The 26293-nt window shown below is 69.7% G+C and carries 29 protein-coding genes; 26 read left to right on the plus strand and 3 right to left on the minus strand.

The features are described from left to right. Positions 1–2 precede the first annotated feature (2 nt). Positions 3–242, minus strand: coding sequence for a hypothetical protein (locus AC061S_RS00615; protein ID WP_478683791.1), 240 nt, complete (start codon positions 240–242; stop codon positions 3–5). A 230-nt stretch (positions 243–472) separates the two neighbouring features. On the opposite strand from AC061S_RS00615, the gene AC061S_RS00620 reads away from it, so the two are divergent. The 20 genes from AC061S_RS00620 (at position 473) to AC061S_RS00715 (ending at position 17930) form a co-directional block, all read left to right on the plus strand. Then, positions 473–2698, plus strand: coding sequence for a phage minor capsid protein (locus AC061S_RS00620; RefSeq protein ID WP_478683792.1), 2226 nt, complete (start codon positions 473–475; stop codon positions 2696–2698). A gap of 9 nt (positions 2699–2707) precedes the next feature. Beyond that, on the plus strand, positions 2708–2878 hold the full coding sequence (locus AC061S_RS00625) for an Rmf/CrpP fold protein (protein ID WP_478683793.1): 171 nt from the start codon (positions 2708–2710) through the stop codon (positions 2876–2878). Positions 2879–2992: 114 nt separating this feature from the next. Next, positions 2993–3298: a ribosome hibernation-promoting factor, HPF/YfiA family gene (gene hpf, locus AC061S_RS00630; RefSeq protein WP_478683794.1), complete on the plus strand. Its 306-nt coding sequence runs from the start codon at positions 2993–2995 to the stop codon at positions 3296–3298. Positions 3299–3408: 110 nt separating this feature from the next. Further along, a complete protein-coding gene (locus AC061S_RS00635) occupies positions 3409–4083 on the plus strand; it encodes a hypothetical protein (RefSeq protein WP_478683795.1) in 675 nt (224 codons plus the stop codon). Between the two features lie 12 nt (positions 4084–4095). Then, complete coding sequence (locus tag AC061S_RS00640; protein ID WP_478683796.1) at positions 4096–4950, plus strand: phage major capsid protein; 855 nt, start codon at positions 4096–4098, stop codon at positions 4948–4950. 174 nt (positions 4951–5124) lie between these two features. Further along, the gene (locus tag AC061S_RS00645; protein ID WP_478683797.1) at positions 5125–5514 is read left to right on the plus strand and encodes a hypothetical protein; all 390 of its coding nucleotides are present in this window, start codon (positions 5125–5127) and stop codon (positions 5512–5514) included. Further along, positions 5511–5828: a hypothetical protein gene (locus tag AC061S_RS00650; protein ID WP_478683798.1), complete on the plus strand. Its 318-nt coding sequence runs from the start codon at positions 5511–5513 to the stop codon at positions 5826–5828. The genes AC061S_RS00645 and AC061S_RS00650 overlap by 4 nt, the downstream gene beginning before the upstream one ends. After that, entirely contained in the window at positions 5825–6178 is a 354-nt protein-coding gene (locus AC061S_RS00655; protein WP_478683799.1) for a hypothetical protein, read from the plus strand. Before AC061S_RS00650 ends, AC061S_RS00655 begins: the two co-directional genes overlap by 4 nt. Continuing rightward, positions 6171–6593, plus strand: coding sequence for a minor capsid protein (locus tag AC061S_RS00660; RefSeq protein ID WP_478683800.1), 423 nt, complete (start codon positions 6171–6173; stop codon positions 6591–6593). The genes AC061S_RS00655 and AC061S_RS00660 overlap by 8 nt, the downstream gene beginning before the upstream one ends. A gap of 11 nt (positions 6594–6604) precedes the next feature. After that, positions 6605–7054, plus strand: coding sequence for a phage tail tube protein (locus AC061S_RS00665; protein WP_478683801.1), 450 nt, complete (start codon positions 6605–6607; stop codon positions 7052–7054). Next, positions 7051–7533: a hypothetical protein gene (locus AC061S_RS00670; RefSeq protein ID WP_478683802.1), complete on the plus strand. Its 483-nt coding sequence runs from the start codon at positions 7051–7053 to the stop codon at positions 7531–7533. Before AC061S_RS00665 ends, AC061S_RS00670 begins: the two co-directional genes overlap by 4 nt. A 941-nt stretch (positions 7534–8474) precedes the next feature. Continuing rightward, entirely contained in the window at positions 8475–10709 is a 2235-nt protein-coding gene (locus AC061S_RS00675) for a phage tail protein (RefSeq protein WP_478683803.1), read from the plus strand. Positions 10710–10711: 2 nt separating this feature from the next. Then, a complete protein-coding gene (locus AC061S_RS00680; protein ID WP_478683804.1) occupies positions 10712–11590 on the plus strand; it encodes a phage distal tail protein in 879 nt (292 codons plus the stop codon). Between the two features lie 14 nt (positions 11591–11604). Continuing rightward, positions 11605–12597, plus strand: a complete 993-nt coding sequence (locus AC061S_RS00685) for a hypothetical protein (RefSeq protein ID WP_478683805.1) — start codon at positions 11605–11607, stop codon at positions 12595–12597. Continuing rightward, positions 12594–13685, plus strand: coding sequence for a hypothetical protein (locus tag AC061S_RS00690; protein WP_478683806.1), 1092 nt, complete (start codon positions 12594–12596; stop codon positions 13683–13685). The genes AC061S_RS00685 and AC061S_RS00690 overlap by 4 nt, the downstream gene beginning before the upstream one ends. Beyond that, complete coding sequence (locus AC061S_RS00695; protein ID WP_478683807.1) at positions 13685–14383, plus strand: hypothetical protein; 699 nt, start codon at positions 13685–13687, stop codon at positions 14381–14383. Before AC061S_RS00690 ends, AC061S_RS00695 begins: the two co-directional genes overlap by 1 nt. Positions 14384–14408: 25 nt before the next feature. Further along, positions 14409–16373, plus strand: coding sequence for a hypothetical protein (locus AC061S_RS00700; protein WP_478683808.1), 1965 nt, complete (start codon positions 14409–14411; stop codon positions 16371–16373). 76 nt (positions 16374–16449) lie between these two features. Then, positions 16450–17403: an N-acetylmuramoyl-L-alanine amidase gene (locus tag AC061S_RS00705; protein ID WP_478683809.1), complete on the plus strand. Its 954-nt coding sequence runs from the start codon at positions 16450–16452 to the stop codon at positions 17401–17403. Positions 17404–17427: 24 nt separating this feature from the next. Next, positions 17428–17661, plus strand: a complete 234-nt coding sequence (locus tag AC061S_RS00710) for a hypothetical protein (RefSeq protein WP_478683810.1) — start codon at positions 17428–17430, stop codon at positions 17659–17661. Continuing rightward, complete coding sequence (locus AC061S_RS00715; protein WP_478683811.1) at positions 17658–17930, plus strand: hypothetical protein; 273 nt, start codon at positions 17658–17660, stop codon at positions 17928–17930. Before AC061S_RS00710 ends, AC061S_RS00715 begins: the two co-directional genes overlap by 4 nt. A 63-nt stretch (positions 17931–17993) precedes the next feature. Here the strand turns inward: AC061S_RS00715 and AC061S_RS00720 are convergent, their stop codons facing one another. Together AC061S_RS00720 and AC061S_RS00725 are read right to left on the minus strand one after the other, a co-directional pair. Then, a complete protein-coding gene (locus AC061S_RS00720) occupies positions 17994–18209 on the minus strand; it encodes a DUF397 domain-containing protein (protein WP_478683812.1) in 216 nt (71 codons plus the stop codon). Then, entirely contained in the window at positions 18206–19069 is an 864-nt protein-coding gene (locus AC061S_RS00725) for a helix-turn-helix domain-containing protein (protein WP_478683813.1), read from the minus strand. Before AC061S_RS00725 ends, AC061S_RS00720 begins: the two co-directional genes overlap by 4 nt. A gap of 312 nt (positions 19070–19381) precedes the next feature. Here AC061S_RS00725 and AC061S_RS00730 point away from each other — a divergent pair, with 312 nt between their 5' ends. From AC061S_RS00730 to nhaA, 6 genes are all read left to right on the plus strand, one after another. Next, positions 19382–19762, plus strand: coding sequence for an ATP-binding protein (locus AC061S_RS00730; protein ID WP_478683814.1), 381 nt, complete (start codon positions 19382–19384; stop codon positions 19760–19762). Next, positions 19759–20220 carry a hypothetical protein gene (locus tag AC061S_RS00735; RefSeq protein ID WP_478683815.1) on the plus strand — a complete coding sequence of 154 codons (462 nt, stop codon included), beginning with the start codon at positions 19759–19761 and terminating at the stop codon, positions 20218–20220. The genes AC061S_RS00730 and AC061S_RS00735 overlap by 4 nt, the downstream gene beginning before the upstream one ends. Before the next feature lie 108 nt (positions 20221–20328). Next, positions 20329–21225 (plus strand): radical SAM/SPASM domain-containing protein, encoded by an 897-nt coding sequence (locus AC061S_RS00740; protein WP_478683816.1) that lies wholly within the window; start codon positions 20329–20331, stop codon positions 21223–21225. After that, a complete protein-coding gene (locus tag AC061S_RS00745) occupies positions 21222–22358 on the plus strand; it encodes a methyltransferase domain-containing protein (RefSeq protein ID WP_478683817.1) in 1137 nt (378 codons plus the stop codon). The genes AC061S_RS00740 and AC061S_RS00745 overlap by 4 nt, the downstream gene beginning before the upstream one ends. Before the next feature lie 269 nt (positions 22359–22627). Next, the gene (gene acs, locus AC061S_RS00750; RefSeq protein WP_478683818.1) at positions 22628–24586 is read left to right on the plus strand and encodes an acetate--CoA ligase; all 1959 of its coding nucleotides are present in this window, start codon (positions 22628–22630) and stop codon (positions 24584–24586) included. Between the two features lie 229 nt (positions 24587–24815). Then, the gene (gene nhaA / locus AC061S_RS00755; RefSeq protein WP_478683819.1) at positions 24816–26261 is read left to right on the plus strand and encodes a Na+/H+ antiporter NhaA; all 1446 of its coding nucleotides are present in this window, start codon (positions 24816–24818) and stop codon (positions 26259–26261) included. The last annotated feature ends 32 nt before the right edge of the window (positions 26262–26293 follow it).

Consider the following 26293-nt stretch of genomic DNA (forward strand, 5'->3'; position numbering starts at 1 on the left):
CGTCAGACAGTGGTGAACGTGGGTGGTCCAGCGCTACCGCCCCCGCCCGGTCGCCCACATTGCAGGTAGGCGATTGCGACGTCGCGGACGAGCGCAGCCACGCTGACGATCACGACACCAGCGACCTGTACGGGTTCAGTTACCCCGCCCATTGCGATTGCCGTTCCCGCGCCAAGCGCCGTCACCGTGCCCAGGGATACACCGGCGCGCCGGATCTTGAACGTCATGAATTCGGAGGCCATTTGATCACTCTCTGTACGTCGGGTTAACGCTCAACAGCATGCGTCCACCCCAGCCCCGGCAAGGGGGGCATTCACTCCATGGGCTGGCATATTCCATTCAGGTCTTCTGCGGCCGGGGAGTGGCGGTGTACCGTACCGGCCGCCCGCAAGGGCGCAGCCCAATATGGGTGAGTTAATTTCCATTCCGCTTGACAGCACTGCCCGCCATCAGATGAAAAGGCGGGTGGATTGTGGCGATTCATCCCGGCATGGTCGAAGACCTCGCCGCCGGCACCCGCGACCTGTACGAGCAGGCCGAGCAGCGCCTCTTGCAGATCATCGCCCGCCAGCTCGCCGCCGACCTCGACGCCCCCGGTTGGGCCGAACGCAAGCTCGCCGCCATTCAGGCCATGCGCCGCGCCTCACAGGCAGTCGTCGACGAGTTGGGCCAGGCCGTCACCCTTGAAGTGTTCGACGTGGTCGCCGAGTCCTACAACACCGGACACCGCGCCGCCGTCGCCGAGTTGGGCGCCCTGTCCGACGGGGCGCGCCGTCTGGCCGACGACGTGATCCCCAACGCGCAGGCCGTCGACCGCCTCGCACAGGAAACCGTCGACGTCGTTACCTCGACGCACCGCTCGATTCTCCGGGCCGTTGTCGACCGGTTCCGGGCGATCGTCGCCGAGGTCACCGCCACGCCCCTACTCGGCACCGGCACCCGACGTCAGGCCACCCAAGACGCGATGCGCCGCTTTGCCGACGAGGGCATTCGCACGTTCACCGACAAGGCCGGCCGCCGCTGGCAGCTCACCAGCTATGCGGAAATGGCCGTCCGGACATCCGTTGGACGGGCCGCGACCGAAGCCCACATGCGGACCCTGTCCGAGGCCGGTATCGAGCTGGTCATCGTCAGCGACGCCCCGCGCGAGTGCCCACTCTGCCGGCGATGGGAGGGCCGCATTTTGGCCCTCACCGGGCCAACCGGCGAGCGCACCGTCGAGGTCGAGCACGCCTTTGACGACGACCGCATGATCCCCGTCAAGGTCGCCGGCACCCTCGACGAGGCCCGCCTCGCCGGATTCCAACACCCCAACTGCCGCCACAGCGTGAGCGCATTCACCCCGGGCCTCACGCGCACCGAGCAGGCCGTCGCCGATCCGGACGGGTACCGCGCCGGACAGCGACAGCGCGAGATTGAGCGGAACATCCGCAAGCACCGCCGCCGCGAGGCCGCCGCCGTCACCCCCGAGGCGAAGAAGGCCGCCGGCGCCAAGGTGCGCCAGTGGCAAGGCGCCATGCGCGACCACCTCGCCGCGCACCCCGACCTCAGACGCCTACGCCACCGCGAGCAGCCGGGAGCGTCCAACCTGCCCACCCCGCAGCCCGCGCCCGCAGGCGAGTTCGTCGAGGCTGCCCGCATCCGATCCGGTGACGAACAGACCCCGCGCGCGATGAGCGACCAGCAGCTCGCCGCCGCAATGCGCTCCGGAGCCCTCGACGAGCGCGACCGCGCCCGTATCGAGACCGAGGCCGATCGCCGCGACCTCGACGACCTGCTCGCCCGGATACGCCCCGGCGGACAGCTCGCCGATGACCTGCTCGCGTTCAGCGACGACGAGCTCGCCCGCGCCTTCCCCCACCTCGACGACAGCGACGCACTGCGCGTCATGTCGGAGACGGACCGGCGCGACCTCGCCACCCGGCTACCGGGGGTGCGGGCCGAACTGGTCGGCCTGTCCGACCATGACCTCGCCGCCCGCGCCCGCGGCGCCGACGAGGACACGCTCGCGATGCTGGCCGCCGAGGCCGCACGCCGCGACCTGCTCGCCCGCCTGTTCCCTGGCGGCAACCTGCTCGGCGACCTCGCCGACGTATCCGACGATGAGCTCGCATGGTGCATGCAGTACGCCGGCACCGACGAGCTCGCCCGGATCGCCGCGGAGATGGACCGCCGCGACGCCGTCGACCTGCCCGAGCCGGCCGCCACCGGCAACGCCGTCGACGACCTGCTCGCCGACCGCAACGCCCTCGCGACCGCACTCGCCCCGGCCCCCGATCCGGACGGATGGGGCCAGTACGCCGACGACCTCGCCACCGCCGTAGCGGCCGGCGACGACCAGGCCGAGGACACTGCGCCGACGGACGAGGAGGAACACGACGAGGGCCCGCGGATCACCCGACGCGAGGCCCGCGAGCTCTACGACGAATACGTCTACCGGCAGTGGCTACAGGCCGAAGAGGACTGCCGCGGCTACCTGCTCAGCAAGCGCCACGAAACCCAGGGCATTAGCCCCGAATCCCTGTTCCGCGGGCCCGCGCGCATCGCCTACGCGCGAGCGTCCGACGAGCTCAAGGAGTGGTGGGCGAAACACGGCCGCCTGACACAGGCCGAGTTCATCGAGCAGGCCACCGGCCAACGCCAGCGTTGGGCCGAGGGCGCCCGCCACAATGAATCCGAGCAGCAGCACAAGCGGTAAGGGGGCGACATGGGCACACGCGAGGACATCGTTCGGGCAGTCACCGAAGGCGCCGAGGCCGGCCGGACCGGCCAGGCCCCAACCGTCTGCCCGTACCCGCGCACGTCCACGCTCCGAACCGCATGGATCAAGGGCTACGCCACCGCCCGCCGTGAGGCCCCGCAGTCTGCCGCCGAGTAGCTGTCCGCGAGTGCCCTCATGCACTCGAATGAGCCAACTCGGTGTCCCTTCGCATTACCTTGCTGCCTCATCCCTAGGCTGACCAGCATCTAACGAGTAGCCAGGGAGACGACCATGCAGGTGAACGTGCAAGGACGGGGCGTCGAGGTGACCGAACCTCTACGCGAATATGTCCTGAGCAAGCTGGGGCGATTCGAAGCGAAATATGGCCATTTCACCACGGTTGAGGTGACTTTGGATAACACGGAAACGCAGAAAAGGGCGCAAGCGTTGGTCAAGCTCCCTGATGGCGAAATCTTCGCCACGGGTGTGGGCCAGGACATTTACTGGGCAGTCGACGTGCTCGCCGACGACCTCGGCCGCAAGCTTGCGAAGTACAAGGCGAGGCAGCAAGCCGCGCCAACGGAACCTGCCAGTTAGCCACCGCTCAGATCACGTTCAGCCCTCGGGGGCCCGCCAGGTGCGGGCCCCCTTTCGCATGCCCGCACGCCCGCCAGGAGCGGGCCCACCAGCCCCAGGAGGGCGACCCCATGAGCACCCCCACCCCCGGCAATCCGACCGGCCAGCAGGGCGATCCGAGCGCCGTTCCCGGGCAGGACCCGAACACCGCGCCGCCGACCTCGCCGGCGGACCCGCCGGCCCCGGCCGGTGAGGACAGCGCCGCCACGATCGCCCGGCTCGAATCCGACCTCGCCGCCGCGCGGGCCGAGGCCGGCAAGGGACGGGTGACCGCCAAGCAGCAGGCCGCCGACAACGCGCGCGCCGAGCTCACCGCGCAGCTCCTCGGAATCCTCGACCCCAGCAAGGCCGGACAGCAGGCCACCCCGGAGGAGCTCACCCAGCAGCTCACCACCGCGCAGGCGCAGGCCCGACAGACCGCCGTCGAACTCGCCGTATACCGCACCGCGCGCGAGGCCGGCGGCGACCCCGACGCCCTGCTCGACTCCCGCCAGTTCGCCGCTTCCCTCGCCGGCCTCGACCCGAGCGACACCGCCGCCGTGCGGGCCGCGGTCGAGGCCGCCGTCGCCGCGAACACCAAGCTCGCCGCCCAGCCGCCGGCCGGGCCGACGCGCGGGGGCGCCGAGTTCACGCACCAGCCGCAGGGCGTCACCCCCGCAGCGTTCGCGGCCATGAGCTACGGCCAGCGCGTCGAGCTGCACCAGAGCGACCCCGACACCTACCGGCGACTCGCCGGCACCACGTAAAGGAGGGCCCACGTGCCCGCAACCACCGCAGCAAATCTGATCGTCCCGGAAGTCTGGGCCGACCTCGCACAGGCCCAGTTCACCGGAGCCGTGCGCGTCCTGAACTCTGGCGCCGTCCTCACCGACGACACCCTCGCCGGGCAGCCGGGCGACACCGTGTCGTTCCCGAAGTGGGACACCCTCACCGACCTCGACGACCTCACCGAGGGCGTCGCCATGGGCACGACCGTGATGGGGCAGCGCGCCAGCAAGGCCACCATCAAGGAGGCTGGCAAGGCCGTCGAGATCACCGACAAGGCCCTACTCACCGGCCTTGGGGACCCGCGCGACGAGGCACAGCGCCAGTTCGGCATTCTCGCCGCCCGCAAGGTCGACGCCGCCCTGATCGCCCAGGCGCAGGCCGACGAGACCGCGCAGGGTGGCGGCACCCCGTACAGCTTCACCACCGCCGCCGGTAAGACCAAGTTCACGTGGGCCGACGCGATCGTTCCCGCCCTCGCCAAGTTCGGCGACGAGTGGGAGCCGAGCGAGTTCGCCGGCCTTTTCCTGAACTCTGCGCAGCACGTCGAGGCATCCCTCGACCCGCAGTTCATCGACGCGTCGAAGCTGGGCACCGAGACCATCGTTCGCACGGGCATGGTGGGCGCCATCGCCGGCCTGCCGATCTTCATCACGAACCGGATCGCCGCCGGCAAGTTCCTGATCATCAAGCGGAACGCCCTGGGCGCGCTCTACAAGCGACGCCCCATCGTCGAGACCGACCGGGACATTCTCAAGCGGACCAACGTCATCACCACGAACGTCCACTACGCCACGAAGCGCCTCGACGACAAGGGCGTGTGCGTCGGCACCCTCGCCGCCACCTGATCCGGGAGAAACCTGCCGATGCTGCTACGCCGCTACCACGAGGCCGAGGAAGCCGACCCCGAGTCGGACACCGCGCCGCCCCCGCCCGACCCCGAGCCAGACACCCCGCCAGACGCCCCGCAGGCCAAGCCCGCGGGGCGTTCGTCGTCTAAGGCCAAGGACGGGGGGTGACCCGTGGGCCGTGTCTACGCCACCCCCGAGCAGCTGACCGCGTGGACCGGCCAGCCGGCCCCGGCCGGCGCCGACCGCCTGCTCGCCCGCGCGAGCGAGGACGTCGACGACGCCCTACTCACCGCCGTCTACAACACCGATGCGGCCGACATGCCCACCGACCCGAACATCGTGGCCGCCCTCGCCGACGCCGTATGCGCGCAGGTCGAGTACCAGCAGGCGACCGGAGACGACGGCACCGGCGCCGCCGCGAAATGGGACAGCGTCTCACTCGGCCCCGTGTCCCTGTCCGGCCGCAAGGACGGACCGCACGTCGCCGGCGACGTCGACCTCGCCCCCCGCGCCACCCGCGCCCTCACGCGCGCCGGACTCCTGCCGGGGGTGATCGGGTGAACGCCCCCCGCTGGCTCATGCCGCACCGGATCACGGTCGAGCCCTACCGCGGCGAGACCGCGTACGGACCCTCGTACGGACCGCCGATTACCGACGTGCCCGCACTGGTCGCCGAGGTCATCCGGACCGTCCGCGACCGCGAGGGACGCGAGGTCACCAGCACCGCTCAGATCTACGGCGAACCCGACCTCGACTGTCCGGCCGAGTCCCGCATCACCCTCCCCGACGGCCGTACCACCCGGGCCCTCGCCGTTGCCCGCCACACCGCGCCGGGCCTACCCGTACCGCAGTCCACGGAGGTGAGTGCCGAATGACCCAGCGCACCCGCCTGAACTGGAATGGGGCCGCCGCCATGCGCGGCACCCGGGCCGGCGCCATCCGCGGCCTACGCCTCGCCGCCGAGCACGTCCTCGCCGAGTCCCGCAAGCGCGTCCCAATCGAAGAGGCCACCCTCGAACGCTCCGGTACCGCCACCGTCGACGAGTCGTCCCTCACGGCCGCCATCGCCTACGACACCCCGTACGCGATCAGGCAACACGAGGAGCTCAACTACCGGCACGACGCGGGCCGCACCGCGAAGTACCTCGAACGCCCCCTCACCGAGGAGGCCGACACGGTCGCCGCGATCATCGCCGCCCAGCTGCGCAGGTCACTGCGTGGCTGATCCCCTCGACGGGATCGCACGCCTGCTCACCGCCACCGGACACGCCACCTACGACCCGGCCGGCACGGCCGGCGACCTGTTCATCGAGAACATGCCGCCCACCCCCGACGCCGCGGTCGCTCTGTGGCTGTACGACGGCGAGGCGCCTGATACCCGTAACGCCTACGACCGCCCCCGCCTGCAAGTCCGCGTACGTGGCGGGCCGGACCCGCGCGTCTCGCGCGCCCGCGCCTGGGCCATCTACAGCGAGCTTCACGGCCTCGCCGGCACCGAGCTCGCCGACGGCACGTGGCTCATCCTCTCGGCCGCCCGCGGCACCCCCGCGCCCATGGGCCCCGACGCAACCGGCCGACACGAGCACGTCGTCAACTTCGACCTCGACGTGTCGGCCCCCACCACCCACCGCACCGAATAGGAGGCCCCCACATGGGTCGACCCATCGACGCGCGAGGCTGGGAGTTCGAGGTCGAGGGCGCCACGCCCAACACCTTCATCCGCCTCGCCAACTTGCAGTCCTGGAGCGAGAATCCGGGCGAGAACGAAGAGACCGCGGACACCACGGATTTCGACTCTGACGGCTATTACGAGCAGGACATCATGCAGCGCGGGTCAACGATCGAGGTCAGCGGCCAGTACGCCGCGACCGCCGGCACCCGCGACCCCGGACAGGACTACATCGACAAGACGTGGACCTACCAGTTCGGCGAGGACTCCCGCGGCCGGATGCGATACCGGCACGTGTCCCAGCCACAGTGGACCGTATGGGAGTGCACCGTCACGCCCGGCGAGCGTGGCGGCGAGACCAACGCCAAGACCTCATGGTCTGCGACGTTCACGCGGTGCGGCGCCCCGACCACGTTGGCGGTGACGCCGTGACCGAACCCCTTCACGACGAAGCGCCCGAGGTCGAGGTCGAGGTCGCCGACTTTGACGCGTTCTTCGCCGAGCAGGCCGAGCCCGCCAAGCAGGGCGTACCGCTGCGCCTGTACGGGCGCACCTACGTCCTCCCGTCGAGCCTGCCCACCCTGTTCACGCTCCAGCTACAGCGCGTGCAGCACTCGGCCCGGCCCGATGACATCCGGCGCCTGCTCGGCAGCCTGTTTGGCCCGAATGCGGTCGACCACTGGACCGAATCCGGCATGGACGACCGCCGACTCGGCATCGTCCTCCTGTGGGCAACCGCCCAGACCGCCGAGGCCGGCACCGTGTCCATGGAGCGCGCCGCCGAGCTCTACGACGAGCGCGAGGCCACGAAGGCCACCGCGGGAAAAGCGGCACCGCGGCCGGCCCAGGCCCGACCCAAGGGGAAGGGCAAAGGCAAGGGGAAGCCGCGGAGTTCTGGCAGGCGGTACTGACACACTGGGGCGCCGTCGAGGCAGACCTCGCCCGCGAATACGGCATCAAACCCGAAGAGTTGGCGCGCATGTCCACGCGCCGGTTCCTCGTGCTCCTCGCAGGCTTCCCGTCAGAATCCCGCTTCGCAGCTGCATGGCGGAACACGCCTCGCATGGTGACCGACCCGGACGAGATCGCTGCGCTCACCTTTGTTACAGCAGAGAGAGTGATCGGTCACGACATGGAGAGCGACGAGCCCCCCGTATGAGGGACAGTCTCCCCATTTCCGCAGGCCAGGAGAACAATCACAGAACGTGATTTGACCGGAACACAAGCGCGGCCAGTCCCCTCGCTGTAAGCTTTTGCTGCTTTCACATGGTGGGCACTTCCCGCTGTGGACGACTGAACCCCCGGGGCCAACCGGGGGCCAGTCATGCAGCAGTGGGTAAGGCTGGGTGGGTCTGGCCGAATTGGTGTAGGTCAGACCCGCTTAGCGAGTCATCCCTCGGCCGAACCACCAGTCGTGGCCCGCTCGCGCTAGGCCACAATCCTCTCCACCAGGGCCGCAAGCGCTATCAGCACGCCGAACAGCCTGACGCCGATACTCAAGGGCACCCAACGGGACCCCGGGTCTCGACGCTGTCGACGCTTACGCCTGCGCTTCCCCATACCGAACCTCCCAACTCAAGAACTCCCATTACTGGGAGGTCACGACCATGCGGTCGAGACGTTCATGGGTGGTTGCGAGGTCCAGCCCGATAAGAGTATCCGCACGCCTGCTCCAACCCCCGTGAGATCAGCAAAAGTTCATGCCGTTAGGGGAAAGAAACCCGACCTCTGGACGCATGACCGGGTGTTTCCGCATGTAGCATCCCGCGCCCGCCCGAGGCAGAGCAGCGGGTCCAAGTCCTGACAACTTCATAGCGAGCCGCCCTACACGGGGCCAAGGGGGTGTTTTCCCTTGGCACTTACCATCGGCGAGCTCACGGGCTTCATCGACCTCGACGACTCCGGCGCCCAGGCCGGAATCGACCGGTCCCAGGCCGCGCTCGAACGGTTCCAGCGGGACACCGACGGCCGGCTACGCGACATGCGCGGCCGGTTCATCGCCGCTGGTGCGGAGATGGGCGGCGCCCTCGGCGAGGGCATCGGGGGAGGAGCGGAGGAAGCGGGCCGCGGACTGTCCGGTATCGGCCCGCTGCTCGGCGCCGCCGCGACGAGTACGAAGCTGCTCGCCGGTTCCGCCCTGGTTGCGGCCGGCGGCATCGCCGCGGTCCCCCTGGCGATCATCGGCCTGGGCGCGAAGGTTCTCGCCGAGAACGAACAGGTCAAGTCGGCTTTCACGGACATGGCCGAGTCGGCCAAAGCCACCGTCCAGAAAGCCGCTCAGCCCCTGGTCAAGCCGTTCGTAGCGGCGGCCGGACAGATCGAGGGCACGGTCAAGGCGATCGGGCCGCGGCTTGGCGAGCTCTTCGCCGGCGTCGCGCCCATGGTGCAGCCCCTCGTGGGCGGCATCGGGTCGCTCGTACAGAACCTGCTGCCCGGCCTGGTCAACGTCGTTCAGGCCGCACAGCCTGTCGTCGAGGCCCTGTCCGGTGGCTTCGGCCTGCTCGGCGACGGCCTGAGCGGCTTGTTCGACGGCCTGAGCACGGGCGCCGCCGGCGCTGCCGAGGGACTGACCGGCCTTTTCGAAGGCCTGTCCGTCATCCTGCCCGCATTGGGTGGGTTCATCGGCACCCTCGCGGCGGCCGGCGGGCCGGTGCTGTCCGCCCTTATGGGGGCGCTCGCGCCGCTCATTCAGACCCTGCTCGACAGCCTCGCCCCCGCGCTGGCCTCCCTGGGCCCGCCGCTCGCGCGGCTCATGACCGCCCTCGGCGACGGCCTCGCGCCGATCGTCGACGCGCTCGGCCCTGTCCTCGCCGCCGCCGCGGACGCGTTCGGGGTCCTGATTGACGCCGTCGCGCCGATCCTGCCGGTCATCGGCAAGCTCGTCGCGTCGGTTCTGCCCGCCGTCACGCCGCTGCTCAAGGCGGTCGGCGACGTCCTCGTTCAGCTGGGGCCGACCGTCGGCATCCTGGTTGAGGCCCTTGCGGGCGCGCTGGCGCCGATCCTCGCCCAGCTGCCGGGCCTGATCACCCCGTTCGCCGCGGTCATCGGGGAACTCGCAGAAACGATTCTGCCGATCCTCGCGGATCTGATCCTTGCGCTTGCCCCGTCGCTCGCGACGGTTGGCGCAGCGTTCGGCAAGATCCTCGTTGCCCTCGCGCCGCTCCTGCCGGCGATCGGGCAACTGCTGATCGGTGCCATCACGGCCCTGATGCCGTTGATCACGCCCTTGATTGAGCTGGTCGGCAAGCTCGCCGCGATGTTCGCGAACGGCCTCGCCGCCGTGATCGAGCAGGTGGTCATTCCGATCATCGGCGCCATCGTCGCCCTGCTTCAAGGGGACTTCGGAAAGGCATGGGAGCTCGCCAAGGGCGCCGTACAGGCGGCCGGCGAGCTGATCGAAAAGATCACGACCAAAATCGCCGAATGGGTGGGCGCCGGCATCTCCGCGGCCATCGAGTGGATCACGAGCCTGCCCGGCCGTGCCGCCGACGCCCTCGCCCCGTTCGCGGGACGCATGCGCGAGCGCGCGGTCGAGGCCCTGCGGAACTTCCGCGACGGCATCGTGAGCAAGGCCGGCGAGGCGGTCGAGTGGATGCGCGGCCTGCCGGGCCGGATCGCCGACGCTATCGGCGACCTCGGCGGCCTGCTGGTCGACAAGGGCCGCGACGTCGTGCGCGGCCTGTGGACCGGCATTCAGGGCATGGGCTCCTGGCTCAAGTCCACGTTGACCAGCTGGGCCAAGAACCTGATCCCGGGGCCCATCGCAAGAGCGTTGGGCATCGCCTCGCCCTCAAAGGTCATGGCCCGCGACGTCGGCCGGTGGATTCCCGCCGGTCTGGTCAAGGGCATCGAGGGCGGGGCCGGCGCGGTCGATCGCACCATGCGCAACCTCGTCACCCCGCCCGACGTGCCTGCCTTCTCCGCAGCCTTCGGGGGCGCGGACGGCGGCGCGTTCGGCAACCCCTTTGCCTCCGGTGGCGGGGCCGGCGGGCCCATGGTGCACGTCGAGCACTGGCATGCAGCCGAGAACGGCACCCCCGACGACAACGCCCGCGCGCTCGCGTGGGCCGCAAAGGCGCGGGGGTAATCGTGGCTCCCGGCGATCGGATCACCCGCCCCGGGCAGGTGCAGTACGGCGATCTCCTGCTCGGCTCCGGCACCCCCTACCGGTGGCGCTCCATCTCGGGATGGGAGGAGCTTCCCGCCCTCGACTCCGGGTCGGTGGCGCGCAGCGATGCGCACGGCGCGTACCCCGGGCTGCTCCTGGCGCAGTCCCGGACGATCGGCCTCGACGGTTTGATCGTCCGGGCCCCCCGGGACCGGATCGGCGCGGTGGTTGGGGCCCTGAACGCGGGCACCGTCCCGCGGGTGGATGAGCTCCCCCTCGTGGCGTGGCTCGACGACCGTGGGCCGCTGCTCGTCTACGCCCGCGCGGTGCGGCGCAGCGTTCCGGCCGGCCCCGGCTATCGGCTGGGGACGATCGTCGGCGGCGCGGTCGAATGGACTGCGTCGGACCCCCGCCGATACGGGGTCGTCGAGCAGGTCGTCGCGGCGACTCTCCCGACGTCCGAACCGGGTCTTTCGTGGCCGCTCGGGTGGCCGCTCAACTTCGGCACTCCGGGGAGTTCCGGCGCGCTGGTCGCGGTGAACGCGGGCGACGCGGAGTCGCATCCCGTTGTCGAGTTCCGCGGCCCAGTTACGACCCCGGCCCTGACCAACATCAGCACCGGCGACGCACTGGAGTACGACATTCCGCTTGCTGTGGGTGACGTCCTCACCGTGGACACCCGCGCCGGAACCGTCCTGCTCAACGGGGCTGCCTCGCGGCTCTACACCGCGACCAAGCGCAGCGTGCCCGAGCAGACGTTCGCCCTCGCCCCCGGCGTCACGAACCTCGTCTTCCGCGCGGGCCCCGAAAGCGAACCCACCGCCACCGCAACCGTGCGCTACCGCCCGGCCTACTGGTAAGGAGAGCCCCACCCATGAGCGTGCGTTCCGCATGGCTGCTGCCCACCGGGCAGACGCGGGAAGACACCCGCCTCACCCCCACCTCGCCCCTGATCCACGAGGCCGAAATGCGGGCCCGCGACGGCGTCCTCGCCGGAGGCAACCCGTTCGGCGCCACCGGGGCCGGCGCCATGTCCGTACAGATCGGCCCCGGCCGCGCCTTCGTTCAAGGGACCGACGCGCAGGGGGCATATCCCGTCGCCAACGATGCCCCCGTGACCCTTACGGTCGCCGACGGGGCAGCCCAGTTCGCCCGGATCGACTCCGTAGTCATCCGCGTCTCCGACACCCTGTTCGACAGCGGCCCCAACGCGGCCCGCATCGAGATCGTCCAGGGCGCCGCGACCGCCAGTCCGACCCCGCCGACCCTCCCGGCCGCCGCCTTGCGGCTGTGGGACGTCACGGTCCCCGCGGGCACCAGTGCGGGCGCGGGCGGAATTGGGTGGGGCGCAGCGCTCGGCGACCGCCGCCGCTACACCGCGGCGGCCGGCGGAATCCTTCCCCGCGGCTCCGGCCTGAGCTTCTCCGGCTCGTACGAGGGTCAGTACCGCGACAACGGCACCGCGCTGGAGCGCTGGAGCACCACGGCCGGCGCATGGCAGACCTACCGGCCCCCGGTTGAGTCGCCCACGGTGACCACTGCCGGGGCCGTCGCGGCGACCGGCCACTCGCTCACCAGCTTTCACGCCCGCCGCATAGGGGGCGTGCAGTCGTTCACCGTGGTCGTTCAGCGGACCGGTTCGACGATCACCTCGCCTGCGGGCGGAAACATCACCGATCTCCCGCTCGTGACCCTGCCCATCGGGTGGCGGCCCGCCTACGACATGGAACTCATGGCGTCGGATGGTTTCGCCGACGGCGCCGCCTACCTGAACACCTCCGGCCTGATCACCCTTCGCACCTGGTCGGCCGCCGGCACCATCCAGGCCGGCCGCGACATTCGGGTATCCGGCTGCTTCGTGCTGTGACCCCGTACCGACTTCTCTTCTGTGACCTGCGCTCCGACGAGCTGATCGACGTCCTGCCCGTGCACGGCGTCAGCCTCGACGACTACATCGGCAAGACCGGCCGTCTCACCGGCACTGTCCCAATCCCGAACACCGAGCTCGCCGGACGCGCGCGCCGGGCGATCCTCCCCGGCCGAACCGCCGTTTGGGTCGAGCGCGGACGCGACATCTGGTGGGGCGGCATCGTCTGGACCCTGTCCCTCGCCAGCGACGCCCGCGGATTCCTGGGCGCGCAGATCCAGGCCGGCGGGTGGGAGTCCTACCTATACCGGCGCCTGATCTACGACACGCAAATCGCCGACGACGTCGACCAGTTCGACATCGTCAGGCAGCTGGTCGACTACGCGGCCGACATGCCGGGCGGCGACATCGGCCTCACCTACGACACGACCCTGTCCGAGGTCATCCGGGACCGCACGTATCTGCGCTACGACCTGCCCAGCATCGGCGAGCTGATCGACGATCTCGCCGCCATCGACAAGGGCTTCGAGTGGCGCATCGCGTCCTACCGCGACACCGACGGCCGCCGCATCAAGCGCATGCAGTTCGGCTCTCCGATCATCCGCACCGGCTCGGCCGACATGGTGCTCGACCACCCCGGCCCGGTCCTCTCCTACACCTGGCCCACCGACGCCACCCGCAAGGCCAACGCATGGCAGTCCCGGGGCGCCAGCATCAACCGCAACCAGGCCGCCGAGTCGTTCCCCCTCACCTCCCCCCTGTTGATCTCCACGGCCGACCTCGACGCGGGGTGGCCCCGCCTCGACGGCTACAGCGACTACTCGACCGTCTCGCGTCAGGCCACCCTCGACGCACACGCCCAGGCCGACCACCGCGCCGCCCTGGCCCCCGTCACGATCCCGGAAATCACGGTCCTGCTCGGCGGTGACATCACGCCCGCCCTGATCGGCGCGACCGTCCGCGTCCGCATCCGCGACCTGTGGCACCCCACCCCCCTTGACGCCCGGTACCGCGTGGTCGGCATGTCCATCAACCCGCCCGAGCGCGGTCGGCCCGAGACCGCGCGGCTCTACTTGGAGGTTCCGTAATGCCGCACATCCCGCAGGACGTACTCGACCGCATCGCCTCGCTTGAACGGCAGGTGAAGCAGCTCGCCGGCCGGGCCCAAATCCGGCCCGCGCTCAATCAGGTTCTGTCCGGCGACGTAGTGATCGGCGAGGGCGGACAGCTCCTCGTACGCGCCGAGGGAGGAGTCGAGCACTTCAAGGTCGGCGACATCCCCGCCTACTACGACGACGCCACCGAGTTCGGGACGATCATCCGCCGGCGCGACGATTCCATCGCCATCAGCATTTGGAACGGCCAGGACGCGACCAACCCGCAGGTACTGCGAATCCATGACGCCAAGGGCAACATCCTTCTCGTTGAGGACATCGAGAACGGCGGACTTCACCGCCCCCACCTCGCACAGCCCTGGCACGACGCCCAGGCCGGCCGCTGGCCCAAGACCGAATCGACCTCGTGGGAGACGCTGCAAGAGGCGTTCATCGAGACCGAGCACGCCAAGGTGCGGATCTACGCGCATAAGGCAACCGTCGGCGCCGGCGGCGAACTGCGCCTGCTCATCAACGACGTCGCGGTCGCTACCGGCGACGGAATCGACGGCACGTACCTAGTCCCGAACTTCCTTCACGGCGAGCTGATCACCATCCAGCTACAGGCCCGCCGTACAGGCGCGGCCACGGGCGTATGGGCCACCTTCGCGCGCCTGCACAGCGTCGGCTAACCCATCCGGAAGGAGGGCGCCGCCCATGGCACTGCCCGACACGATCCCCACCGTCACCGTTTCCGGCCGGTACCTCTTCCCCGACGGCACGCCCCTCGCCGGACAGCTCATATGGCGTGCCCCCGCGATGCTCACGTTTGCCGCCGCTGACGTGATCTTGGGTGGCCCGATTACCGCGCCGCTCGACGCGACCGGCCGATTTGAAGTCGTCCTACCGGCCACCGACGCCCCCGGCATGAACCCCGCCGGCTGGTCATACACCGTTGCCGAGCAGCTGACAGGCGTACCGGTAAACCGGTCGTACAACGTCCTGTTGCCCAAGGCGAACCCCACCGTCGACATCGCCGACGTGGCGCCCGCGGACCCGACACAGCCGAACTACATCCCCGTACCCGGCCCGGAGGGCCCGACCGGACCGGCCGGAAGCCGCGTCCACACCGGCGCCACCGCGCCGGCCGCCGCCCTCGGCACCGACGGCGACCACTACATCAGGTACGAGACCAGCACCGTCCTCGGCGTGTCCTCGACGACCATCACCACGTGGACGAAGGCCGCCGGCGCATGGGCGCAGCAGTCCCCCGACGTCCGGGGCGCAGCCTGGTACGTCAACACGGCGAGCACCCCCTCGGCCGGCACCAAGCCGGGCGACATGCTGCTCAGGACTGACACCGGCGACCTGTGGCAGCGAGGCGCCAGCGGTTGGGGAACGTCGGTAGGCAACATTCGAGGCCCGCAGGGCATCCAGGGAACCCAGGGAACACAAGGCCCGAAGGGGGACCCCGGCAGCGTCGACACCGTCAACGGCAAAGCAGGGCCGGTCGTCACCCTGTCCGCGGCCGATGTGGCCGCCATCGCCACGACCGGGATCACGGCCGCCGTCGCCGCCACGCTGCGCGGCAACGGCACCAATCACCCACTGACCATCTACGGTGACGGCGTCGCCGACACCCGCCTCGCAGTCCTTAAGAGCGGGTCCATCTACAGCAACGCCACGGCGAACACGCTCTACTCGGTTGGCGTAGGGGACACCGGCACTGACTTCGCCGGCGGTACGTACATCCTCGCCATCAAGAACGGCACGCCGCCCACCAGCAACCCGGCAAACGGCATCGTCGCCTACGCCGACGGCGGCGTACTCAAAGTGCGCCAGACCGACGGCACGATCATCACCGTGGGCGCCGGCGGCGCGGGCGCCGTCGCATCCGTCAACGGCAAGACCGGAGTCGTCGCGCTCACGGCTACGGACGTGGGCGCCCTCGACCAGGCCGCCGCCGACGCCCGGTACCCCCTCACGACCGCCGTCACCCTGCTCGCCGGCACCCAAACGATCACCGGGACCAAAACGTTCAGCGCCGTTCCGTCGAGCAGCGCGGCGCCAACGACCGCCAACCACCTCGCGAGGAAGTCCTACGTAGATTCGTTGGCGTACGCGGGTAGCTGGGGCCCAGCCGACCACGGCCTCGCCGCATGGGCATTCGACCCCGCCCTCGCCCAATCGACCGCGCTCTACCCCGGCAGCGGCCCCATCCGGATCACGGCCGTGATGCTGCGCGTACCGACGACGATCACCCGGATCGTTTGGGTCGCGACCGGCTACGCGGGTGGCCTGACAACCGGTTCGTGGGCAGCCCTGTACGACAGCGCGGGCACCCGTGTCGCGGCCACCGGCGACATGTCCACGGCCAGTTACGAGCCGGCCGAGGTCCACACCGCGGGCGGTGCGACGATCAGCTCACCCCTCACCGCCCCGTACGCCGCACCGGTCGGCCTGTATTACATCGCCTTCCGCTGCCAGTACAACACCGGCACGGGCGACGGGCCCTTGCTGCTCGCCGCTGAATCCGGCGCCGGCGCCCCGCCAAATACCTTCGGATACACACCCGTTCGCCGCTTCGGGGTCTACACCGCCGGCGCCGCGAGCGCCCCCGCAACGATCACCGTCGCGAGCATGGAAAACGGCGCCAACCGCTTTTGGGCCGGCATCCAGTAGTCGCGCCCCGACCCTCTCACCCCGTACGCCCCGCGCACCGCGCCGGGCGTTTTTTCATGTCTGGAGACAACCCCTTATGGCTTCCCCCCTGTCCGCTTCCACCTTCCGTGGCGCCATCGCCGGCGAGGGCGTAAACGTCGTCGAGGTCGGTTCCTGGCGCACCCACAACCGCAACCACAAGGGCAAGTTCGGCCCGCTGCACGGGGTGATGATCCACCACACCGTCAGCGAGGGAACCGCCCACTCCGTCGAGCTCTGCCGCACCGGCTACAGCGAGCTTCCCGGCCCGCTCTGTCACGGAGTGATCGACAAGGCCGGCACCGTCCACCTCATCGGCTACGGGCGCACCAACCACGCAGGCAGCGGCGACGGCGACGTACTCGACGCCGTGATCGCCGAGCGGTCGCCCCTGCCCGTCGACGACGCGGCGAACGTCGACGGCAACCGGCACTTCTACGGTTTCGAGTGCATCAACCTCGGCAACAACCGCGACCCGTGGCCCGAGCAGCAGGTCGAGGCCATCGCCCGGACCGCGGCCGGGATCTGCCGCGCCCACGGATGGGGCGCCGAGTCGGTGATCGGACACTCCGAGTGGCAGCCCGGCAAGGTCGACCCCCGCGGCCCGATCGGCCACGAGGGCGGGCCCGCGCTCACCATGGACAAGATCCGCGCCCGCGTCGACCAGCTGCTCGGTGGCGACCAGCCGGCCCCGAGCAAGCCCACCCCAAACCCGACGCCCGCGCGCAAGGTCGTATCGCTGGCCAAGCTGATCACCGCGGCCCGCCAGGACCCGCCCAAGAGCGGCACCCCGGTCAGCTACCCGGGCACCCGGATCGTCGAGGACGCCCTCGTATCCGAGGGACTGCTCGCCCAGCAGTACGCCGACGGGCATTACGGCTCGACCACCGTCACCGCCTACAGCCGGTGGCAGCGCCGTTGCGGATTCTCCGGCGCCGCCGCGGACGGCATCCCGGGCCTGTCCTCGCTCGACACCCTCGCCCGCCGCCACGGCTTCAACGTTGCCGCGTAGCCCCTCTCACCGAAGGAACCCACCATGACCCCCGCCAACAAGCGCGCCATCCGCACGGCCCTACAGACCGCCGTCGCGTTCGCGCTCGCCCTGCCCGCCATCGTCTCCGCGGCCGGCATCCCCAACGCCCTGCCGTACGTCGCGGGCGCCCTCGCCGTCGCCGGTGGCCTCGCCCGCGTCATGGCCCTGCCGAGCGTCGAGGCCCTGCTCGACCGCGCCGGCCTCGGCCTGCGAGATGACCCCGGGGCCGCCGAGTGACCACACCCGCACCGGGCGACACCCCCGACCTCGCCGTCGCCCTCGAACTCGAACGCCTACGGGCAGTCGTCGAGGTCGGCATGACCCGCATCGACGGTTCCCTCGCCCTGCTCGTACAGCGCAGCGACCAGACCGACAAGCAGGTCGCCGACCACGAGAGCAGGCTCGACGCCCTCGAACGCAACCGGTGGCCCCTGCACCAGATCGCCGCCGCCGTGGCCGCCGTCGGCCTACTCCTCGCCCTCTGGCAGGCAGGCACCGCCCGCTGAACAACAACGCCCCCTGCTCGGCCACAAGGCCGAACAGGGGGCGCTTTTGCCGTTCCCGGCGAGCTACAGCGCGTCGGTCTTGATGCCGTCAACCAAGGCGCCGAAAGCGGCGTACGAGAGCAGCAGCGCGGGCCCGGTCGGTTCCTTGCTGTCCCGCACCGCGAGAACCTTCTCGCCGGCGTCAACGACACCGCATTCGACGCACTGCGCGCCGGTGTCGGACCGCGACGACTTCCACCAGGTCACGGCCAGGGTGGAGGCGTCGTCAATGTGCGTCATAGCTGGTTCCTTATCTCTTTGATCAGTTCCGCCGACTTCTCGACGGATTCCGCAGCGGCCCTGAGCCTCACCGCGGCCTCTCGGTACGTGGCAACCTGCTCCGGCTCCTCGACGTAGAGCGCGGCCGTCAGGTTCTCAGTGTGGATGACGTCAAGGTCCGGATGTCCGAAGCCGATGAGACCGAAACTGCCGAGCTGTCCCACATGCGGAGCGGCATCGGAGCGGAGAACCTGGATGTCCACGTTCGGCCGGTTCCCCAACGTCAGCAGGCGCCCAAGCTGGTCACTCATGACCTCCGCATCCATGGTGCGCGTTCGCAATGCGCCCTCGGCGACGATGGCCCACAGCTTCATGGGATTCGTATCTCGGGTGAGTACGGCCTGCCGTGCGAGACGGACCTCGACCAGCGCATCAACCCTGGCCTCGACATGCTCGTTCATCGCGGTGGCCCGAATGATTTCGCGCGCGTAGCCCGGTGTGTGAACCAGCCCAGGAATCGCCCCAAGCTGCCAGGTGAACACTTCTCTCGCGTCATCTTCGAGACTGATCAAGTCCGCGTGGACGGGGGTCAGTACGCCCTTGTAGCTGTGCCACCAGCCGCGTTGCGCACCCTCTTTGACCAGAGTTCGCATAGCTGCGCGCAGTTCTTCGGAAACATCCCTACCGAGCTCGACGTAGATGTCGAGCAGATCATCGACGTCCTCAGCCTTCGCGGCGCTCTTGGCGTTTTCCAGTCGGGACAGCTTGGAGGTGACGAACCGGCCGCGGCTACGTTCCGCAACTTCTTCGAGGGTGAGTTCAGCGCGAAGCGCCCGCAGCTTGGTACCGAGTCGTCGACGGCGAACGGTGGGCGCGCTCATGTGTCCCCTCCCTACAGGCGTATGCGCTCGACAGTCTGCCGTGCCGGTTGATCCATGTCACCCGTTGATCTACCACAGCCGCACGAGCATGCACGGGCATATGCAAATTTCTACGAGAGTGTGACTTCCCTTGCACTACGAGGAGTTGGAGGAGCAAGGTAGTCGTAACGGAACTCGAAGTGCCCATGCTGGCGTTACGAAACTCTGCGCTGGTCAGCACGTGTGCCCGGAAGGATTCGCATGGTGACCATGCTCCCAAGTCGCTTAGTTGTGGGGACTTGCACGCCTCCCCCCGGTCCACCACCTCAGCTGATGCTCACCAAGGACCCCGAGTCGGTTCACGCGGCGCGCAAATACGCACGTGAGTTCATCAGCTACCACGTTCCGGTCATCCCGACTGAACCGATGGACGATGCCGTACTACTCGTCTCGGAACTGGTCACGAACGCGGCGCGGTACGGCACCGAACCAGGCGACTTCCTACGCGTCGTCCTCGACGCCGACCCCGGTTCTATCCGTATCGAGGTCCACGACCCGTCGCGTCGCCGGCCGCACTTCCGGCCCGAGAGCGACGAACGCGGTCGCGGTCGCGGACTCTTCATCGTCGATGCGCTCGCCTCTACCTGGGGCGTTGACGAGCGCCCCATGGGCAAGATCGTGTGGGCCGAACTGCGCTGGGGGGCACCCTCGTGACGGCTCTCCTTGCGCAGCTACTGCCCGGCCCCCGCTTCGTCGACGAGATGGTCGTCGCCTCGTGGATCGACCTTGAGAACTTCCGTCGGCCGATGCCTTTCGCGCTCCTTGGGCACCCCGAGGCCCGGCCCACCGAGAGCCCCGTCGGCATCGAGTCGGCCGTGACCCACATCGCGAAGGGTCTCGGCCTCGCCCGCGGCTCCCTGCGGGTGCCGGCAAGGCGAGCACTCACCAACCGGCGCCCCGGATGGGCCCTCGACTACCAGCACCCCGCGTGCGACCTCCTCTTGCCGGACCCCGGCCCCGAGTGGGGCGTCACCGTCCGGGCGACAGGCGGATGCATCGCGGTCGTCACCCTCAACCCCCTGTTGCCGGGGTCCTCCGCAGTGACGCACTACCGACAGGTATTCGAGTCGCGCCGTTACTACGCCGGCTACTGCGCCCTCGCGAACCCGTAGCCACCAACCGCAGATCCCACCCCGCCCGAGTGTCCCCATGACCTTGGGCGGGGTGCCGCTCCACGCCCCCGGCCACCGCGCCGCCCCGTCCTGACCACAGGAGGCACCGTGAGCACCATCGCCATAGAGCACGCTATCGAGTCCGTCGAGTGCGAGCTGACCGACAAATGCAACCTCACCTGTAGCCACTGCTGCACCAACAGCAGCCCCCAGGCGCCGGCGCCCACCATGACCCCCGAGGACTGGCACAAGGTCGTCGACGACGTCGCCGGCCTCGGCATCCCCGTCATCCAGTTCATTGGCGGCGAGGCGACCCTCGACCGGCACCTCCCCGACTACATCGGTCACGCCCTCGAACGGAACCTGCGGGTCGAGGTCTTTTCAAACTTGAAGATCGTTCAGCCGCGCATGTGGCGTGCATTCCAGCGGCCGAACGTGCAGCTCGCCGTCAGCTACTACAGCGACCAGGCCGCCCAACACGACGCCATCACCAACGGCCCCGGCTCCCACAAGCTCACCCGCGCCAACATCGTCAAGGCACTCAGCCTCGGAATCCCCATGCGGGCAGCCATCGTCAGCGTGAATGACGGGCAGCGCCTCAAAGAGGCCGCCGACGACCTGCGCTCGCTCGGAATCACCCGCATCCGCATCGACCGGACCCGCAAGGTCGGCCGCGCAGCCGACGAAACCCTCGACACCCCCGACGTCTCCGAGCTGTGCGGCAACTGCTTCCGCTCCCGCATCTCCGTCTCGCCCGACGGCAACGTCAACGGCTGCATCCTGTCCCCATGGCTGATCGCCGGCAACGTCCGCGAGCAGGGCCTCGCCAACGTCCTCCGCAGCCCCCGCGTGGCCGAACTCGCCGACATGATCCCCATGCCGACCCGCGGGCAGGCGTGCCCGCCCGACGATTCGGGAGACTGCTCACCCGCCAACACGACCGCGTGCGACCCTGCGTATGACTTCGCCCCTTACACCGAGACCCCCCTCGGAGCGCGCGCGTGACCTGGGAACGACACGCAATCGACCTGGCCGCCAGAATCACGACCCCCCACTCGCCGTGGCGGCCCGCCGTTGCCCGCACCGCGCGGCACCTGTTCGTGCCCCGATGGTGGGACCGCCGAGGGCGGGAACAGTTCGCCCTGCGGGCCCCGGCCGACAACGACGAGTGGTTCGCAGACGCCTACCGCGACACCTCGCTCCTAACCAAGGTGGGCACGCTTCACGCCGACCACGCCAGCGCCAGCGACGAACCTACGGGCCGGCCCACGTCCTCGGCGACCCTGCCGAGCCTGCTCCTCAAGCTCTACGGTCTGGCCGACATCGGCGAGGGTGACGTCGTCGCGGACATCGGCACGGGCAGCGCGTACGGCGCGGCCCTGCTCTGTCGGCGCCTGTCCGACGAGCAGGTACTGAGCGTGGACGTCGACCCCTACCTCGTCGATGTGGGGCGTGAACGCCTCGCGGACGTTGGTCTGCACCCCAGGGTCGAGGCAGTCGACGCGACCGGCCCCCTGCCGTGCGCCCCGGACAGCATCGACTGCATCGTCGCTTCCGTAGCCGTCCGCACCATCCCGGAAAGCTGGCTGTCCGCGCTGCGAGTGGGAGGCCGGCTGGTCACGACGATCGCCGGCACTTCCTTGCTGATCGTGGCCACGAAGAACGCGGACGGCGGCGCCAGCGGCGCAGTGTCCTGGGACCGGGCGGGATTCATGGTCGCTCGCCACGGCGAGGACTACCCACCACAAGCCCCGAAGGAGATGATCCGGGGCTTCATCCAGGAGGGCGCCGCCAAGGCCGTCTACCCCCTGCCTGTCGTCGATGTCGCGTCCGCATGGGACCTGCAATCCATGCTCGACGTGTCCCTACCGGGCATCGAACACGGCTACTGGGAAAACGACGGAATGCGTCACGCCGTCATGACCCACGCAGACGGTTCATGGGCCCGCGCAGTCGCCGCCGGCACCCACCCGGCAACCGTCCACCAGGGCGGCCCCCGTCGGCTCTGGGACGCCCTCGAAGACGTCCGCGGCTACTGGCTCGCACACGGCGAGTTGCCCGTTCGGGGCGCCCGCGTGATCGTCAAGCCCGACGGCCGAACGATCCTCGCCCGCGGAGAGTGGAGCGCAAAGCTCTAAGCACCAGCACCGTCGCGGCCCCGGTATCCACACCTGTGGAAGCCGGGGCCGCGGCCCGTTCTGGTGAACGTTCCCGCCCGTCCCACCGTGCAACAGAGCGGACCCGATCGCGACACGCGCCGTCTCGGCCGGGAGTGGCCTGTAATCAGGCCGTCGCAGATGTCAGGATCGGGGAGGGGTTGACCAACTCACATGCGCGCAGAAGAATTCCACGCAGCTACGTGATTGGTCTACACCACAGCGGTGTCGCATGTTGGGAGCCCCACAAAATGAACGAGCGTCCTTCCATCTCCAACATGCTCAAGGAGGAGCGGCGGTTCGCACCGCCCGCCGATCTGGCCGCCGCCGCCAATGTGACTCAGGCTGCGTACGCACAGGCCGACGCGGACCGGCTGGGCTTCTGGGCCGAGCAGGCGCGGCGGCTGAGCTGGGACACCGAGCCCACCGAGACGCTCGACTGGAGCAACCCGCCCTTCGCGAAGTGGTTCGCGGACGGCAAGCTGAACGTCGCGTACAACTGCGTGGACCGCCACGTCGAGGCCGGCAACGGCGACCGCGTGGCCATCCACTTCGAGGGCGAGCCCGGCGACAGCCGCTCGATCACCTACGCCGAGCTCAAGGACGAGGTCTCCAAGGCCGCGAACGCCCTGACCGAGCTGGGCGTACAGGCCGGCGACCGGGTCGCCGTCTACCTGCCGATGATCCCCGAGGCGGTCGTCGCGATGCTCGCGTGCGCCCGCGTCGGCGCCGCGCACTCCGTGGTCTTCGGCGGCTTCTCCGCCGACGCCGTCGCCTCCCGCATCCAGGACGCCGACGCGAAGCTGGTCATCACCTCCGACGGCGGCTACCGCCGCGGCAAGCCCTCCGCCCTGAAGCCCGCCATCGACGAGGCCGTCGCCAAGTGCCCGCAGGTCGAGCACGTCCTCGTCGTGCGCCGCACCGGCCAGGACACCGCCTTCACCGAGGGCCGCGACGTCTGGTGGCACGAGATCGTCGAGCGGCAGAGCGCCGAGCACGCGCCGCAGGCCTTCGACGCCGAGCACCCGCTCTTCATCCTCTACACCTCGGGGACCACGGGTAAGCCCAAGGGCATCCTGCACACCTCCGGCGGCTACCTCACGCAGGCCTCGTACACCCACCACGCGGTGTTCGACCTGAAGCCGGAGAGCGACGTCTACTGGTGCACCGCCGACATCGGCTGGGTGACCGGGCACTCCTACATCGTCTACGGGCCGCTCGCCAACGGCGCCACCCAGGTGATGTACGAGGGCACCCCGGACACCCCACACCAGGGCCGGTTCTGGGAGGTCGTGCAGAAGTACGGCGTCACCATCCTCTACACCGCGCCCACGGCGATCCGTACGTTCATGAAGTGGGGCGACGACATCCCCGCGAAGTTCGACCTGTCGAGCCTGCGCGTCCTGGGCTCGGTCGGCGAGCCGATCAACCCCGAGGCCTGGATCTGGTACCGCAAGCACATCGGCGGCGACCGCTGCCCGATCGTGGACACCTGGTGGCAGACCGAGACCGGCGCGATGATGATCTCCCCGCTGCCCGGCGTCACCGAGACCAAGCCCGGTTCGGCGCAGCGCGCGCTGCCCGGAATCGCCGCCACCGTCGTGGACGACGAGGCGAACGAGGTCCCGAACGGCGGGGGCGGCTACCTGGTCCTCACCGAGCCGTGGCCCTCGATGCTGCGCACCATCTGGGGCGACGACCAGAGGTACATCGACACGTACTGGTCGCGCTTCGAGGGCAAGTACTTCGCGGGCGACGGCGCCAAGAAGGACGAGGACGGCGACATCTGGCTGCTCGGCCGGGTGGACGACGTCATGCTGGTCTCCGGCCACAACATCTCGACCACCGAGGTGGAGTCGGCGCTCGTCTCGCACCCCTCGGTCGCCGAGGCGGCGGTCGTCGGCGCGAACGACGAGACCACCGGCCAGGCCATCGTGGCCTTCGTCATCCTGCGCGGCAGCGCCTCCGAGACGGACACGCTGGTCGGCGAGCTGCGCAACCACGTGGGTGCCACCCTCGGCCCGATCGCCAAGCCGAAGCGGATCCTGCCGGTGCAGGAGCTGCCGAAGACCCGCTCGGGCAAGATCATGCGCCGCCTGCTGCGCGACGTGGCCGAGAACCGCGCGGTCGGTGACGTCACCACGCTCGCGGACTCCTCGGTCATGGACCTGATCCAGAGCAAGCTGCCGGCGTCCGGCAGCGAGGACTGAGGTACCTCCCGGGGCCACCCGGCAGGACCCGTACGACACGACGAAAGGGGCATCCGGCGCGCCGCGCCGGATGCCCCTTTCGCACATAAAGTGACGATCACCGGATACGCCCACGCGTACACCCTGTAAAGTATTAGATGGTTAAAGAACTACTCCACAGGGTGCGCCGGGAAGTCTGGTCGGCAACGTGCTTCGCCATGCCGTCCAACCCACCCCGGAGGTGCCCCCCGTGGCCGCGCCCAGCCCCACCGACAACCAGAGCCGCAAGCTCCTCGGCCGCCTCTCGCTGCCGGAGCGCCGCTTCGTGGCCGACGCCCTGCGCGCCGAGACGGTCGGCGGCATCCTCCTCCTCGTGGCCGCGATCTCCGCCCTCATCTGGGCGAACGTGCCCGCCATCGCGGCGAGCTACGACAGCGTCCGCTCCTTCCACATCGGGCCCGCCTCCCTCGGGCTGGACCTTTCGCTCCAGCACTGGGCGGCCGACGGCCTGCTCGCCATCTTCTTCTTCGTCGCCGGCATCGAGCTCAAGCGCGAGCTCGTCGCGGGCGACCTGCGCGACGCCAAGGCGGCCGCGCTCCCGGTCATCGCCGCGATCTGCGGCATGGCCGTGCCCGCGCTGGTCTACGTACTGACCAACGTGCTCGGCAACGGCTCGATGGACGGCTGGGCGGTCCCAACCGCCACCGACATCGCCTTCGCCCTCGCCGTCCTCGCCGTCATCGGCACCTCGCTGCCGTCCGCACTGCGCGCGTTCCTGCTGACCCTGGCCGTCGTCGACGACCTGTTCGCCATCATGATCATCGCGGTGTTCTTCACCAGCGAGATCAACTTCCTGGCGCTCGGCGGGGCGGTCGCGGGCCTGGTCCTCTTCTGGTTCCTGCTCCGGGTGAACGTGCGCGGCTGGTACGTCTACGTCCCGCTCGCCCTGGCCGTCTGGGGCCTGATGTACAACAGCGGCGTCCACGCCACCATCGCCGGTGTCGCCATGGGCCTGATGCTGCGCTGCCACCGCAAGGAGGGCGAGCACCACTCCCCCGGCGAGCACATCGAGCACCTGGTCCGGCCCGTCTCGGCCGGTCTGGCCGTCCCGCTCTTCGCCCTGTTCTCGGCCGGCGTCTCCCTCTCCGACGAGTCCATCGGCCAGGTCTTCACCCGGCCGGAGCCCCTCGGCGTGGTGCTCGGCCTCGTCGTCGGCAAGACGCTCGGCATCTTCGGCGGCACCTGGCTGGCCGCCCGCTTCACCAAGGCGGAGCTCAACGACGACCTCGCCTGGCCGGACGTCTTCGCCGTCGCCTCGCTCGCCGGCATCGGCTTCACCGTCTCGCTCCTGATCGGCGAGCTCGCCTTCACCGACGACCCCGTCCTCACGGACGAGATCAAGGCCGCCGTCCTGATCGGGTCGCTCATCGCCGCGGTCGTCGCGTGCGTCCTGCTGAAGATGCGCAACCGGAAGTACAAGGCGCTCATCGAGGACGAGGAGCGCGACGACGACCTCGACGGCATCCCCGACATCTACGAGCAGGACAAGCCGGACTACCACCTGCGGATGGCGAAGATCTACGAGGCCAAGGCCGCGGAGCACCTGCGCAAGGCCGAGGAGGCCACCGCCTTGGCGCAGGACGCCGCAGCCGAAGCGCCGGGCGGCGCCAGCGTCGACGACGGCCGTCCGGCATGATCTGACTGACGACAGGACAGCCGTCGCAGTCG

It is taken from the genome of Streptomyces sp. CA189, assembly GCF_056428985.1.